The sequence below is a fragment of the Sphingomonas segetis genome (assembly GCF_009720245.1).
GTDB lineage: Bacteria > Pseudomonadota > Alphaproteobacteria > Sphingomonadales > Sphingomonadaceae > Sphingomicrobium > Sphingomicrobium segetis.
Genome location: NZ_WJSQ01000084.1, coordinates 1 through 11,987, shown reverse-complemented (window position 1 = coordinate 11,987; position 11,987 = coordinate 1). Strand labels below are relative to the sequence as shown.

The window sequence follows — 11,987 nt, the reverse complement described above, 5'->3', positions numbered from 1 at the left end:
GCGCTCGCGCCGGCCGCGCTCCACCTCGCCAACCAGGGGCTGCGAGCCGACCCGCGCGACGGCGCGCTCGCGCTCACGCTGTTCCGCTCCAACCGGACCTGCGGGCTCCTCGTCTTCCTCGGGATGCTCGCGGTCGGCCTGTCGTCGTGAAGCGCGCGCCTCAGCTCTTCCCGAGCTCGTGCCAGCTCTTCTCGCTGACCTCGACGTCGTACTTCTTCGCGGCTCTCTTGATCCTGTCCCACGCCTCGTCGCGCTCCTTGTCCGACACGCCTTCGACCTGGTCGAAGCGCGCGATCGCGTTGCGCACGTGGTCGGCGTCGCAGATCGGCTCCTTGCGCTCCTTGGGGAACGCATAGTCGCTGTCGCTCAGTTTCTCGCGGTCATTTGCGTCGAGTTCGCTCATTTTGCTTCTCCTTCGGTGGACCAACGCACCGGCATCGCCGCCGCTCCGCCGAATTGAGCAGCGTCACGCCGCGAGCCGAACCGTTTCGCCGAGCGCGAGCCTGATCGATTCGTCGCGCTGCTCGGTGCTGACCGCCAGTCCGTCCGCGGCGACGAACTCCGGCTCGATGCCGATGAAGTTGAACACGCCGCGCAAATAGGTCTCGAGGTGCTCGAGGGCCGAAGCCGGCGAACCCGCATCGTAGAAGCCGCCGCGGGCGAGCGCGACGATCACGCGCTTGCCGCCGGCGAGCCCTTCGGGGCCGCTTTCGGTGTAGCGGAAGGTCCTGCCGGCAACGAGGATGCGGTCGAGCCACGCCTTGAGCTGCGTCGGCAGCGTGAAATTGTACATCGGCGCGCCGATCACGACCGCGTCCGCGGAAAGGAACTCGTCGAGCACGGAGGTGTCGGCAAACGCATCGAGCGTCAGGTGCGGCAGCGGCTCGCTGACGAGGTCGCGCGCGACGAGTTGGGAAACAGGGTCGCTCGCGCGCAGCTGCCCGACGATGGAGCGCGAGATTGCGCGGCTCGCGCTGTTTTCGCCGTTGATGCTGCTGTCGATGTGCAAGATGGTCACTATTGCCTCCTCGGTATTGATTAAGTACTGAGGAACGCCAGATAACCACTAGCGGATCGCCCACAAGGACGCACTTTTGTGTGGCGGACGAACAAGTTTGTGACGCAGGAACATCGAGGTGACCGACCATGAAGGACCCGGCAAATCCTGTCTGCCGCACCATCAGCGCGCTTCTCCAGCGCATCGGCGACAAGTGGAGCCTGCTGGTCGTGCAGACGCTCGGCGACGGCTCGAGGCGCTTCAATCAGCTGCGGCGCGAAATTCCGAGCATCTCGCAGCGCATGCTGACGCTGACGCTCCGCAACCTCGAGCGCGACGGCCTCGTCAACCGCACCGTCACGCCCTCGATCCCGCCGCGCGTCGACTATGAGCTGACCGAGCTCGGTCATTCGCTCCAGAAGCCGATTTGCGGCCTCGTCACCTGGGCGATGGATCATAGCGACGCCATCCACGCCGCGCAGGCGTCGTACGACGCCGAGCTCGACAGGCGCGAGGCGGCCTAGCTTTGGCGATGGACAGGATGGGCGCGACCAGGCTTCCGGGCGGCGTGGTTCATGACCTGCCGGCCGATTTCGAGGAAGCGCTCCAGGCGGATGGAGCAGCATCGGCCACCTGGCGCGACATCACGCCGCTCGCCCGCAACGAGTGGATCTGCTGGGTGGAGGACGCGAAGAAGGCCGAAACCCGCGAAAAGCGCATCCGCTGGGGCTGCGAGAACCTCAGCGATGGCAAGCGCCGCCCGTGCTGCTGGCCGGGATGCAAGCATCGATAGAGGCGGCGCGGTTTGCGTCCGCTGCCTGCCAGTTGCGGATATTGAAGCGCGCGATCGCACTATTGTCATCCCGGCCTTGAGAAGCCGATCAAGCGATGGCCGCGAGCATGGAAATATGACCTCATCAATGAGCAAAATCCCACCTGGCGCGATCTCGCCGAAGATTTCGGATTTCCGCCGCTGCCGTTGAAGTGAAGGCAGGTTCCGGCTCAGGGCCGGGATGACGGGGTGAGACCCGCACATCGCAACCGGCGCACTGCTTTTCCCAACCGTCGCGCTGGTCTAGGCCGCCGCCATGCTCAAGCCCGTGACTACCGACATCGAAGCGCTGAAAATCCTCGACGACCGGCTGCGCTGGCTGTCGGCGTGGACGATCCACCACGCCAACCACGTCCGCCCGAACGATGATGGCCTGAAAGTCGGTGGTCACCAGGCGAGCTGCGCCTCGATGACGGCGATCATGGCCGCGCTCTATTTCCATGCGCTCGGGCCGAACGACCGGGTCGCGGTGAAGCCGCACGCCGGGCCGGTGCTCCACGCGATTCATTACCTGCTCGGTTTGCAAAGCCGCGAAGCGCTCGAGAATTTCCGCGGCTTCGGCGGTGCGCAATCCTACCCGAGCCGGACCAAGGACAGCATCCCCGTCGATTTCTCGACCGGCTCGGTCGGCCTCGGAGTCGCGGTCACGCTCTTCGCAAGCCTGGTGCAGGATTATCTCACCGCGCACGGCTGGATGGATCAGGCGGACCGCGGCCGCTTCGTCGCGTTGATCGGCGATGCCGAGCTCGACGAGGGCAACATCTACGAGGCGATCATCGAAGGGGCGAAGCACGACGTGCGGGGCCTGTGGTGGATCGTCGACTACAACCGCCAAAGCCTCGACGCGACCAGCGCGGACCGCATGTTTGAGCGCTTCGACGAGATTTTCCGAAGCTGCGGTTGGCACGTGGTCGAGCTTAGATACGGCAAGAAGCTGCAACGCGTTCTCGACGGCAATGCCGCGCTCAAGAGCTGGTTCGAGCAGCTGTCGAACGCCGAGCTGTCTGCGCTGCACTATCAGGGCGGCGCCGCATGGCGCTCGCGGATCGAGGCCGAGGTCGGCAACAAGGCGGCGAGCATCCTGAACGAGCATGACGACGCGGCGCTCGCGTCGCTGTTCACCGACCTTGGCGGCCATTGCATGGAGACGTTGGTCCAGGCCTTCGACGAGGCTCAGGACGACGACGTCCCGACGCTCTTCATCGCCTGGACGATCAAGGGTTTTGGCCTGCCTTTCGCCGGCCACAAGGACAACCACGCCGGGCTGATGAACCCGACCCAGATGGCCGCGCTGCGCGAATCAATGGGTGTCCCGGAAGGCCGGGAATGGGAGCCGTTCGAAGGCATTGGCGACAATGCTCGTCCAGGCGTCGAGGCGCTGATCGAGCGCAGCCGTATCGCTCGCGACAAGCGTGCCCGTGCGTTCGGCAGCGTGACCGCACCGGTGCTGCCTGCACCGTCAGGCGAAGAACAGTCGACGCAGGCGGCGTTCGGCCGAATCCTGCTCGACCTGTCCAAGGCCGGCGGCGAGCTCGCGGATCGCATCGTCACCACCTCGCCCGACGTCACCGTCTCGACCAACCTCGGCGCGTGGGTCAACCAGCGCGGCCTGTTCCGCCGCCGCGACATGCCCGACGTCTTCGCACAGGCGAAGATTGCGTCGGCGCAGAAATGGGGCGCGACGAGCAACGGTCAGCACCTCGAGCTCGGGATCGCCGAAAGCAACCTGTTCCTGATGCTTGCCGCGGCCGGCCTTTCGGGCGACCTCTTCGGCCAGCGGCTGTTCCCCATCGGAACGCTCTACGACCCCTTCATCGCCCGCGGCCTCGATGCGCTCAACTATGCCTGCTACCAGGACGCGCGCTTCCTGCTCGTCGCGACTCCCAGCGGCATCACGCTCGGCCCGGAAGGCGGCGCACACCAGTCGATCAACCCGCCGCTGATCGCACTCGGCCAGCCGGGACTGCGGCACTACGAGCCTGCTTATGCCGACGAGCTCGCGGCCATGATGGAGGAAGCCTTCCGCCTGATCGACGATCCCGCAGGAGAGAGCACGTACCTGCGGCTGTCGACGCGCAGCATTCAGCAGATCGAACGCTCCGACGACAGCTGGCGCCAAGGCGCGCTCGCGGGCGGCTACTGGCTGCGCGAGCCCGGCCCGAACGCCGAAGCCGCGATTGTCGCGATGGGCGCGGTCATGCCCGAAGCACTCGCCGCGTGGGAGGAACTGAGTGAGGACGTGCCCGGGCTCGGCCTTCTCGCCGTCACCTCGCCTGACCTGCTCCACCGCGGCTGGACCGCGGCACAAGCGGCGCGCTGGCAGGGCGAACGCAAGTCCAGCCATGCCGAGCTGTTGCTCTCCCGCCTCGTCACGGGCGCCGGCCTCGTCACCATCGCCGATGCGGCGCCGGCGTCGCTCTCCTGGCTCGGCGGCGTCCTCGGCCAGCGGGTCGCGCCGCTCGGCGTCGAGAAGTTCGGCCAGACCGGCAACCTCTCCGACCTCTATGCCGCCTATCGCCTCGACGGCTCCGCGATCACCGAGGCCGTTGCCGAGCTACTATTGCCTGCCTAGGAAGCATCATGGCCGGGCGTTACTTCGACGAATGGCAGATCGGCGACACCGTCGCCCACGCGATCACGCGCACCGTGACCGAGACCGACAATGTCCTGATCACGACGCTCACCCACAATCCGCAGCCGTTGCACCTCGACCATGAAGCCGCCGCGAACACCGAATTCAAAAAGCCGCTCGTCAACAGCTGCTTCACCTTCAGCCTGATGGTCGGGGTCAGCGTCCATGACACGACCCTCGGTACCCTCGTCGCCAATCTCGGCTACGATTCGCTAAAGTTCCCGAACCCGGTCTTCGTCGGCGATACGCTGCACTCGACGAGCGAATGCATTGCGCGGCGCGAGAGCAAGTCGCGCCCGAACGCGGGAATCGTCACCTGGGCGCACCGCAGCTTCAACCAAAAGGGCGAGCTGGTGTGCGAATGCACGCGGACCGCTTTGCTCCTCAGGAAGCCCGCCTGATGCAGCCGCGCTCCTGGCTCTTCGTCCCGGCGGACAGCGAGAAGAAGGTCGCCAAGGCGCTCGACAGCGACGCCGACGCGATCATCTTCGACCTCGAGGACAGCGTCGCGGCAGCGATGAAGCCGGTCGCGCGCGACCTGCTCAGGAACCTCCTCAAGCGTTCGGGCGGGCCGCAGTGGTGGATCCGGGTAAACCCGCTCGCAAGCCCGTTCATCAAGGACGACCTCGAGCTGATCGGGATCGGCGACATCCACGGTATCGTCCTTCCCAAGGCCGAAAGCGGGAGCGACGTGACCGAGCTCGCCCACCGCACCGGCAGCATCCCGGTCCATGCGATCGTCACCGAGACCGCGGCGAGCCTGTTCGGGATGCTGTCCTATCGCGATCCGCGCTCGCCGCTAACGGCAATGAGCTGGGGCGCGGAGGATTTGTCGGCTGCGCTCGGCGCTTCCTCCAAATATGATGCCAGCGGTGAGCTCGGCTTCACTTACAGGCTGGCGCGGTCGCTGTGCCTGGCGGGCGCGGTTGCAGCCGGAGTCCAGCCCGTCGACGGCGTCTTCGCCGACTTCAAGAACGAGAAAGGCCTCAGGGCCGAAGCCGAGGCGGCGCGGCGCGACGGCTTCACCGGCAAGCTCGCCATCCACCCGGCGCAGGTGCCGGTCATCAATGACGCATTCACCCCGTCGGCTGAAGAAGTGAAGCATGCCGGAGAGATCGTCGCCGCATTCGAGGCTCATCCCGAGGCGGGCGTGCTGACGGTTGGCGGCAAGATGGTCGATCGGCCGCACCTTGTTCAGGCACGGCGCGTTCTCGAACGAGCACGACAGGAGGCTTGAGATGGCGACGACAGCAGTACCCGGCACCGCGAGCAGCGAACAAGCCGTCCACAAGCCGACGAGTGCCAGGGGCTGGGGCGCCGATACCGCCGACCAGCCGCTAAGGCCGATGCAGTTCGAGCGCCGCGCGCTGCGCCCCGACGATGTCGCGATCGAAATCACCCACGCCGGCATCTGCCACAGCGACCTTCACACCTGCCGCAATGACTGGGAAGGCACGATCTATCCCGTGATCCCCGGGCACGAGATCGTCGGCAAGGTCACCGCTGTCGGCGACGAAGTCACCCGTCACCGCGTCGGCGACACGGTCGCGGTCGGGTGCATGGTCGACAGCTGCACGGAATGCGACCAGTGCCTCGCCGGCTGGGAAGTGTTCTGCCGGAAGGGCTGCGTCCAGACCTACAACAGCGCCGACTACCACGACGGCACGATTTCGAAGGGCGGCTACACCGACCATATCGTCGTCCGCGATCACTTCGTGTTTAAAGTGCCCGACGGCATGGACGTCAGCCGCGTGGCGCCGCTGCTGTGCGCTGGAATCACCACCTACTCGCCGCTCCGCCAGTACAATGTCGGGCCGACCACCAGGATGGCGGTCGTCGGCCTCGGCGGTCTCGGCCACATGGGGGTGAAGATCGGCGCGGCTTTGGGCGCTCACGTGACCATGATCACGACGACTCCAAGCAAGGGGGACGACGCCCGCGAGCTCGGCGCGCACGACGTGATCATCTCGACCGACCCCGCGCAGATGGAAGCCGCCGTGACGCGTTTCGACTTCATCCTCAACACGATCCCGGTCAGCCACGAGATCGACGGCTATTTGAACCTGCTCGGCCGCTCCGGGCGGATGGTGATCGTCGGCGCACTGATGCAGATGCCGGGCTTCGTCGGATCGAACCTGATCTGGTGGAACCGGGCGGTCGGCGGGTCGGCGATCGGCGGCATCCCCGAGACTCAGGAGATGCTCGACTTCTGCGCCGAGAAGGGCATTTATCCGGATGTGGAGTTTATCGCCATGAGTGAGGTCAACGAGGCGTACGAGCGACTGCTCAGGAACGATGTCCGCTATCGCTTCGTCATCGACATGAGCCGCGGCCTGTGAGCGAAGCGGTCCACCCTGTTCCCGAAGACTTCAACGCCCGTATCGGTCCGATCCAGCTCGCCGAGCTTCACGATCTCGCCAGCTCCGATCCCGACCGCTTCTGGCTCGACCAGGCGCGGCGCCTGACGTGGAACAAATTCCCGACCGTCGCGGGCGACTGGTCGTTCGGCGAGAACGACTTCCGTGTCGACTGGTACTCCGACGGCGAGCTCAACCTGTCGGTCAGCTGCCTCGACCGGCATCTCGCCCAGCGGGGCGACCGCGCCGCCCTCATCTTCGAGGCGGACGAGCCCGGGCACGGCCAAACGTGGACCTACCGCGAGCTGTACGAAGAGACGTGCCGCTTTGCGAACCTGTTGAAGCAGCGCGGCGTCGGGCGCGGCGACCGGGTGATGATCTACATGCCGATGATCCCGGAAGCGGCGGCGGCGATGCTCGCCTGCGCGCGGATCGGCGCGATCCACTCGGTCATCTTCGGCGGCTTCTCGCCCGAGAGCGTTGCGGGCCGCATCGCCGATTGCGACGCCTGCTGCGTCATCACCGCCGACGAGGGGGTTCGCGGCGGCAAGAAGATTCCGCTCAAGCGCAATGTCGACACCGCGCTCGAGCAGCGCGACGTAGACACCGTCATCGTCGTCACCCGTACCGGTGCCGACGTTCCGATGAAGGACGGCCGCGACATCCGCTATTCGGATCATCGCGACGCGCTTTCGACCGAGTGCAATCCGGAGATCATGAAGGCGACCGACCCGCTATTCATTCTCTACACCTCGGGCTCGACGGGAAGGCCCAAAGGGGTGGTGCACACGACCGGCGGCTATGCCGTCTGGGCGGCGACGACGTTCGAATGGATTTTCGACTATCGGCCGGACGACATCTACTGGTGCACCGCCGATGTCGGCTGGATCACCGGCCATAGCTATGTCGTCTATGGCCCGCTGGCGATGGGCGCGAGCAGCGTAATGTTCGACGGGGTGCCCAATTACCCCGACTTCAGCCGCTTCTGGGAGACCGTCGACCGGCTCGGAGTCACCATCTTCTACACCGCGCCGACGGCGATCCGCGCGCTGATGCGCGAGGGCGACGAACCGGTGAAGCGCTACAGCCGCAAGTCGCTGCGGCTGCTCGGAAGCGTGGGCGAGCCGATCAACCCCGAGGCGTGGGAATGGTACTGGCGGGTCGTCGGCGACGAGCGCTGCCCGGTGGTCGACACCTGGTGGCAGACCGAGACCGGCGGAATCATGATCTCCCCGTTCCCCGGCGCGACGGAGATGAAGCCGGGCTCGGCGACCAGACCGCTGCCGGGTGTCGAGCCGCTTCTGGTCGATGCCGACCACCATGTTCTCGAAGGCGAAGCCAGCGGGAACCTCTGCCTCGCTTCGTCATGGCCCGGCCAGATGAGCACCGTCTGGAACGACCACGACCGCTTCTTCGAAACCTATTTCAAGGCCTATCCCGGCCTCTATTTCAGCGGCGACGGCTGCCGCCGCGACGCGGACGGCTATTACTGGATCACCGGCCGGGTGGACGACGTAATCAACGTCTCCGGCCACCGCATCGGCACCGCCGAGGTGGAAAGCTCGCTCGTCAGTCATCCCAAGGTCGCGGAGGCAGCGGTCGTCGGATTCCCGCACGACATCAAGGGCCAGGCGATTTACGCGTTCGTGACGCTCAATGCCGGCGAGGAAGGCGACGACGCACTCCGGAAGGACCTGGTGCTGGAAGTCCGGCACGACATCGGGGCATTCTCGGCGCCCGAAAAGATCCATTTCACGCCCGCGCTGCCCAAGACCCGCTCGGGGAAGATCATGCGGCGGATCCTGCGCAAGATCGCCGAAGGCGCGACCGAAGGGTTCGGCGACACCTCGACGCTCGCAGACCCGACGGTTGTCGACGCGCTGCTGGCCGGCCGCGAGTGAGAGCCGCACTCGCAGCAGCAGCCCTGATCGCCACTGCCGCGCCCGCGGACGCGGCTTTCAATCCGGTTGAATTCTTCCGCGGCCGCACGCACGGGGAGGGGACGCTCAAGATCATTTTCCAGGCGCCCAAGAAAATGAGCGTCGACAGCGAAGGAACTGCGGAGAAGGACGGCTCGCTGGTGCTCAAGCAGGTCATCCGCGAGCCTGGAAAGCCGCCGCGCACACGGTTCTGGCGGCTGCGCCAGACCGCGCCCGACCGGTTCGAAGGCACGCTCACCGATGCCGCCAGCGACGTGCGAGTGGACCTCACCAAGACGGGCGTGCGAATCCGTTACACCGGCAAGGACCACCTGAACTTCGACCAGGTGCTGACGCCGGTCAGCCCCGTCGAGGTCCAGAACAAGATGCGCGTGAAACGCTTCGGGATCACCGTCGCCCACTACGACGAAACGATCCGCAAGGTGGACTGACAAAGAAGCGGTGCTATCCCTCCGGCGGGAGGGGAAGCAGCATGGCGAGCATTGCCCGGCAGCATGAGCACGAGCCCCGGTCGATGGCGCGCGTCGTCATCGCATCGTCAGCCGGAACAGCGTTCGAATGGTATGATTTCTTCATCTTCGGAAGCCTGGCCCCTGTCATCTCCAAAGTGTTCTTTGCCGGGCTCGAGCCGACCGCGGCGCTGATCGCGGCGCTTGCGCTGTTCGCTGCGGGCTTCGCCTTCCGGCCGCTCGGCGCGCTCATCTTCGGGGTGGTCGGCGACCGTCTAGGGCGCAAGGGCGCGTTCCTCATCACCGTCAGCATGATGGGCGGCGCGACCGTCCTGATCGGTGTCCTGCCGACGTACGCGCAAGCGGGGACGCTCGGAACGGCCCTGCTCATCTTCCTGCGGATCATCCAGGGCATCGCGCTCGGCGGGGAGTATGGCGGCGCCGCAATCTACGTCGCCGAGCATGCGCCCAACGACAAGCGCGGCGCCGCCACCGGCTGGATCCAGTCGTCGGCTTCGTTCGGCCTGCTCGCCGCGCTGCTCGTGATCGTCGCGACGCGCACCGCGATCGGCGAGGACGCGTTCGCTTCATGGGGCTGGCGGGTGCCGTTCCTCGTCTCGGCAGTGCTGCTCGTCATCTCGGTGTGGATGCGCGCGAAGCTCGCCGAAAGCCCGCAATTCGCGAGGCTACGCGAAAAGGGTGAGGTGACGCGGACCCCGCTGCGCGAGGCATTCGGCGAGTGGCGCAGCCTCAGGCGCGTGCTCATCGCCTTCTTCGGCATCATGTGCGCGCAAGGCGCGGTCTGGTATTTCGCTTTCTTCTATCTGCAGGTGTTCCTCGAGAAATCGCTCGGCATGCCGGCGGAAACCAAGGACCTGCTGCTGATCGTGATGACTGTGGTCAGCGCCCCGCTCTACGTCTTCTTTGGCTGGCTCAGCGACCGCGTCGGGCGCAAGCCGGTGATGGTCGGCGGCATGGCGCTCGCGCTGTTCCTTTATTTTCCGGGCTCGCACTGGATCGCGAATGCCGCCAACCCCGCGCTCGTGGAGGCGCAGGAGGCTACGCCGGTGATCGTCGAGACCGATGTGAAGAGCTGCACTGCGCAGTTCGACCCGGTGGGGACCGCCAAATTCACCAGTGCATGCGACGTCGCCAAGAGCGTGTTGGTGACCCGGGGGGTTTCGTTCGTGACCCATCCGTCCGCCGACGGCAGCACGCGGGTCGTGGTCGGCACCGAAGCAGTGCCTGTCGGGCACGGCGAGGGCCTGAGCGGTGCGGATCTCAAGGCGCTCAAGGCGGAAACCGCGAGGGAGATCGGCGCGGAGCTGCTCGCCGCCGGCTATCCGAAGGCCGCTGACCCTGACCAGGCGAACATGACCCTGCTGATCATCATCCTGCTGTTGTTCGTCGTCGCCGCGACGGCGCTCTACGGGCCGCAGGCCGCCGCGCTCGTCGAAATGTTCCCGACGCGCATCCGCTACACGGCGATGTCATTCCCCTACCATGTCGGCACCGGCTGGGTCGGCGGATTCCTCCCCGTCACCAGCTTCGCGCTGGTGGCGATCACCGGCAATATCTATGCTGGTCTTTGGTATGCGGTGGTGTTCACCGGCATATCGGTGGTGGTGTCGCTGCTGTTTCTCAAGGAAACGGCAGGGCGGCGGCTGGAAGAGATCTAGAGCTTAGATTTCCACACGAAGGCACGAAGAAGGACGATCAGGCACGAAGTGAACAAGCCCATCTTCGTGGCTTCTCTTCTCCTTCGTGCCTTCGCGTGAGATCGAATTTTCCTCTACGGGCACCAGTGGATGTCGATCGGCTGCTCGGCTTCGGCGAGGACGCGACCGATCGGGAGCTTCGAGCTGTGGCCGTCGGCGATCGCCTGTTCGAGCAGGTCGCGCTTCTGCTGCCCCGTGATCGTGATCAGCACGGTCCGCGCCGACAGGATCGCGCCGCGAGTCAGCGTCACCCGCGCGACCGGCGCCTCCTCCGGCAGCGGGTCGGGCATGGTCCCGATCGCACGCCGCGCCTTGGGAGCGTCGAGCGCCGCCTGCATGTCCGGCCCCGCAAAGATCGAGGCGGTGTGCCCGTCCGCGCCCATGCCGAGCCAGACCAGGTCGGGCGGCCACGACAAGTCCTGCAGCCGCGCGTCGGCCGCATTTCCCGCCAGTCGGTAATCGCCGGCGGCCTCGCTCGTCAGCGGCACCACGCGCGCACCCAGTGCAAGGAAGGCGCGGGCGATCTCGCGCACGTTCGACAAGTCGCTGTCGACCGCGACCAGCCGGTCGTCGGTCGGGATCACCGTCACCTTCTTCCACTGCAGCTTTTGCTTCGCGAGCTTGCCGTAAACCGCCGGCCCGGTCTTCCCGCCAGGCACCGCGATCAGCGAGGCGTCGCGCGCGTCGATCGCGCTTTCGATGATGAACCCGACGTCTCCCGCGACGGCGTCGGCAAGTTCGTCCAGGGAGTCGTACTCCCACCATTCCGCTTCGATCATGTGATTCCTTCTGTTGGGCTATCGCGGCGCTCGTTGCGCGTATCCGAACCATCCTGCAACCGGCTGGCCGCTCCGGTCGAGCGCCGGGCGGAAGCGCAGCCGGTCGTGCGCGAGGTTGCATACAACCGAGTCGATCGCCGCGACGCCGGTGCCGCGGTCGACGGTGCACTCGCTCACATAGCCGCGCGCGTCGACCCGCAGCCGCATGAACACGGTCGCGCCGCGCGGCCATTGCTGGAGCAGGTCGCGAGGGAAATCGCGCCCGGTGAGGACCGGCGTCGCA

Annotated in this window: 12 protein-coding genes and 1 pseudogene; 9 read left to right on the top strand and 4 right to left on the bottom strand. The window is 66.1% G+C overall.

The genetic code is table 11. The annotated features are described in order from the left end of the window. Nucleotides 1-160 precede the first annotated feature (160 nt). Complete coding sequence (locus GH737_RS09340) at nt 161-403, bottom strand: DUF6582 domain-containing protein (protein ID WP_155264562.1); 243 nt, start codon at nt 401-403, stop codon at nt 161-163. 63 nt (nt 404-466) lie between these two features. After that, complete coding sequence (locus tag GH737_RS09335; RefSeq protein WP_155264561.1) at nt 467-1,018, bottom strand: FMN-dependent NADH-azoreductase; 552 nt, start codon at nt 1,016-1,018, stop codon at nt 467-469. A gap of 128 nt (nt 1,019-1,146) precedes the next feature. Between GH737_RS09335 and GH737_RS09330 the strand changes: the two genes are divergently transcribed. From GH737_RS09330 to GH737_RS09290, 9 genes are all read left to right on the top strand, one after another. Then, nucleotides 1,147-1,521, top strand: coding sequence for a winged helix-turn-helix transcriptional regulator (locus GH737_RS09330; RefSeq protein ID WP_155264560.1), 375 nt, complete (start codon nt 1,147-1,149; stop codon nt 1,519-1,521). 8 nt (nt 1,522-1,529) lie between these two features. Next, the gene (locus tag GH737_RS09325; protein ID WP_230558728.1) at nt 1,530-1,790 is read left to right on the top strand and encodes a YdeI/OmpD-associated family protein; all 261 of its coding nucleotides are present in this window, start codon (nt 1,530-1,532) and stop codon (nt 1,788-1,790) included. A 295-nt stretch (nt 1,791-2,085) separates the two neighbouring features. Continuing rightward, the gene (locus tag GH737_RS09320) at nt 2,086-4,401 is read left to right on the top strand and encodes a transketolase (RefSeq protein ID WP_155264559.1); all 2,316 of its coding nucleotides are present in this window, start codon (nt 2,086-2,088) and stop codon (nt 4,399-4,401) included. 8 nt (nt 4,402-4,409) lie between these two features. Further along, nucleotides 4,410-4,862, top strand: a complete 453-nt coding sequence (locus GH737_RS09315) for a MaoC family dehydratase (RefSeq protein WP_155264558.1) — start codon at nt 4,410-4,412, stop codon at nt 4,860-4,862. Then, nucleotides 4,862-5,698 (top strand): HpcH/HpaI aldolase/citrate lyase family protein, encoded by an 837-nt coding sequence (locus tag GH737_RS09310; protein ID WP_155264557.1) that lies wholly within the window; start codon nt 4,862-4,864, stop codon nt 5,696-5,698. The genes GH737_RS09315 and GH737_RS09310 overlap by 1 nt, the downstream gene beginning before the upstream one ends. A gap of 1 nt (nt 5,699) precedes the next feature. After that, nucleotides 5,700-6,800, top strand: a complete 1,101-nt coding sequence (locus tag GH737_RS09305; protein WP_155264556.1) for an NAD(P)-dependent alcohol dehydrogenase — start codon at nt 5,700-5,702, stop codon at nt 6,798-6,800. After that, nucleotides 6,797-8,719: an acetate--CoA ligase gene (gene acs, locus GH737_RS09300; RefSeq protein ID WP_155264555.1), complete on the top strand. Its 1,923-nt coding sequence runs from the start codon at nt 6,797-6,799 to the stop codon at nt 8,717-8,719. Before GH737_RS09305 ends, acs begins: the two co-directional genes overlap by 4 nt. After that, nucleotides 8,716-9,189, top strand: a complete 474-nt coding sequence (locus GH737_RS09295) for a DUF3833 family protein (protein WP_155264554.1) — start codon at nt 8,716-8,718, stop codon at nt 9,187-9,189. The genes acs and GH737_RS09295 overlap by 4 nt, the downstream gene beginning before the upstream one ends. A 41-nt stretch (nt 9,190-9,230) precedes the next feature. Continuing rightward, the gene (locus tag GH737_RS09290) at nt 9,231-10,886 is read left to right on the top strand and encodes an MFS transporter (protein ID WP_230558727.1); all 1,656 of its coding nucleotides are present in this window, start codon (nt 9,231-9,233) and stop codon (nt 10,884-10,886) included. 113 nt (nt 10,887-10,999) lie between these two features. Here GH737_RS09290 and pgl read toward each other — a convergent pair whose 3' ends face one another. Then, entirely contained in the window at nt 11,000-11,704 is a 705-nt protein-coding gene (gene pgl, locus GH737_RS09285; RefSeq protein WP_155264553.1) for a 6-phosphogluconolactonase, read from the bottom strand. Between the two features lie 18 nt (nt 11,705-11,722). After that, nucleotides 11,723-11,987, bottom strand: a pseudogene (locus GH737_RS15280) (TonB family protein); the annotation flags it as partial.

Excerpts from the sequence above, each read along its gene's own strand:
- GH737_RS09340 (WP_155264562.1), bottom strand. The coding sequence starts at position 403 with ATGAGCGAACTCGACGCAAATGACCGCGAGAAACTGAGCGACAGCGAC.
- GH737_RS09320 (WP_155264559.1), top strand. The coding sequence starts at position 2,086 with ATGCTCAAGCCCGTGACTACCGACATCGAAGCGCTGAAAATCCTCGAC.
- GH737_RS09330 (WP_155264560.1), top strand. The coding sequence starts at position 1,147 with ATGAAGGACCCGGCAAATCCTGTCTGCCGCACCATCAGCGCGCTTCTC.
- pgl (WP_155264553.1), bottom strand. The coding sequence starts at position 11,704 with ATGATCGAAGCGGAATGGTGGGAGTACGACTCCCTGGACGAACTTGCC.
- GH737_RS09305 (WP_155264556.1), top strand. The coding sequence starts at position 5,700 with ATGGCGACGACAGCAGTACCCGGCACCGCGAGCAGCGAACAAGCCGTC.
- GH737_RS09290 (WP_230558727.1), top strand. The coding sequence starts at position 9,231 with ATGGCGAGCATTGCCCGGCAGCATGAGCACGAGCCCCGGTCGATGGCG.
- GH737_RS09310 (WP_155264557.1), top strand. The coding sequence starts at position 4,862 with ATGCAGCCGCGCTCCTGGCTCTTCGTCCCGGCGGACAGCGAGAAGAAG.
- GH737_RS09325 (WP_230558728.1), top strand. The coding sequence starts at position 1,530 with ATGGACAGGATGGGCGCGACCAGGCTTCCGGGCGGCGTGGTTCATGAC.
- GH737_RS09315 (WP_155264558.1), top strand. The coding sequence starts at position 4,410 with ATGGCCGGGCGTTACTTCGACGAATGGCAGATCGGCGACACCGTCGCC.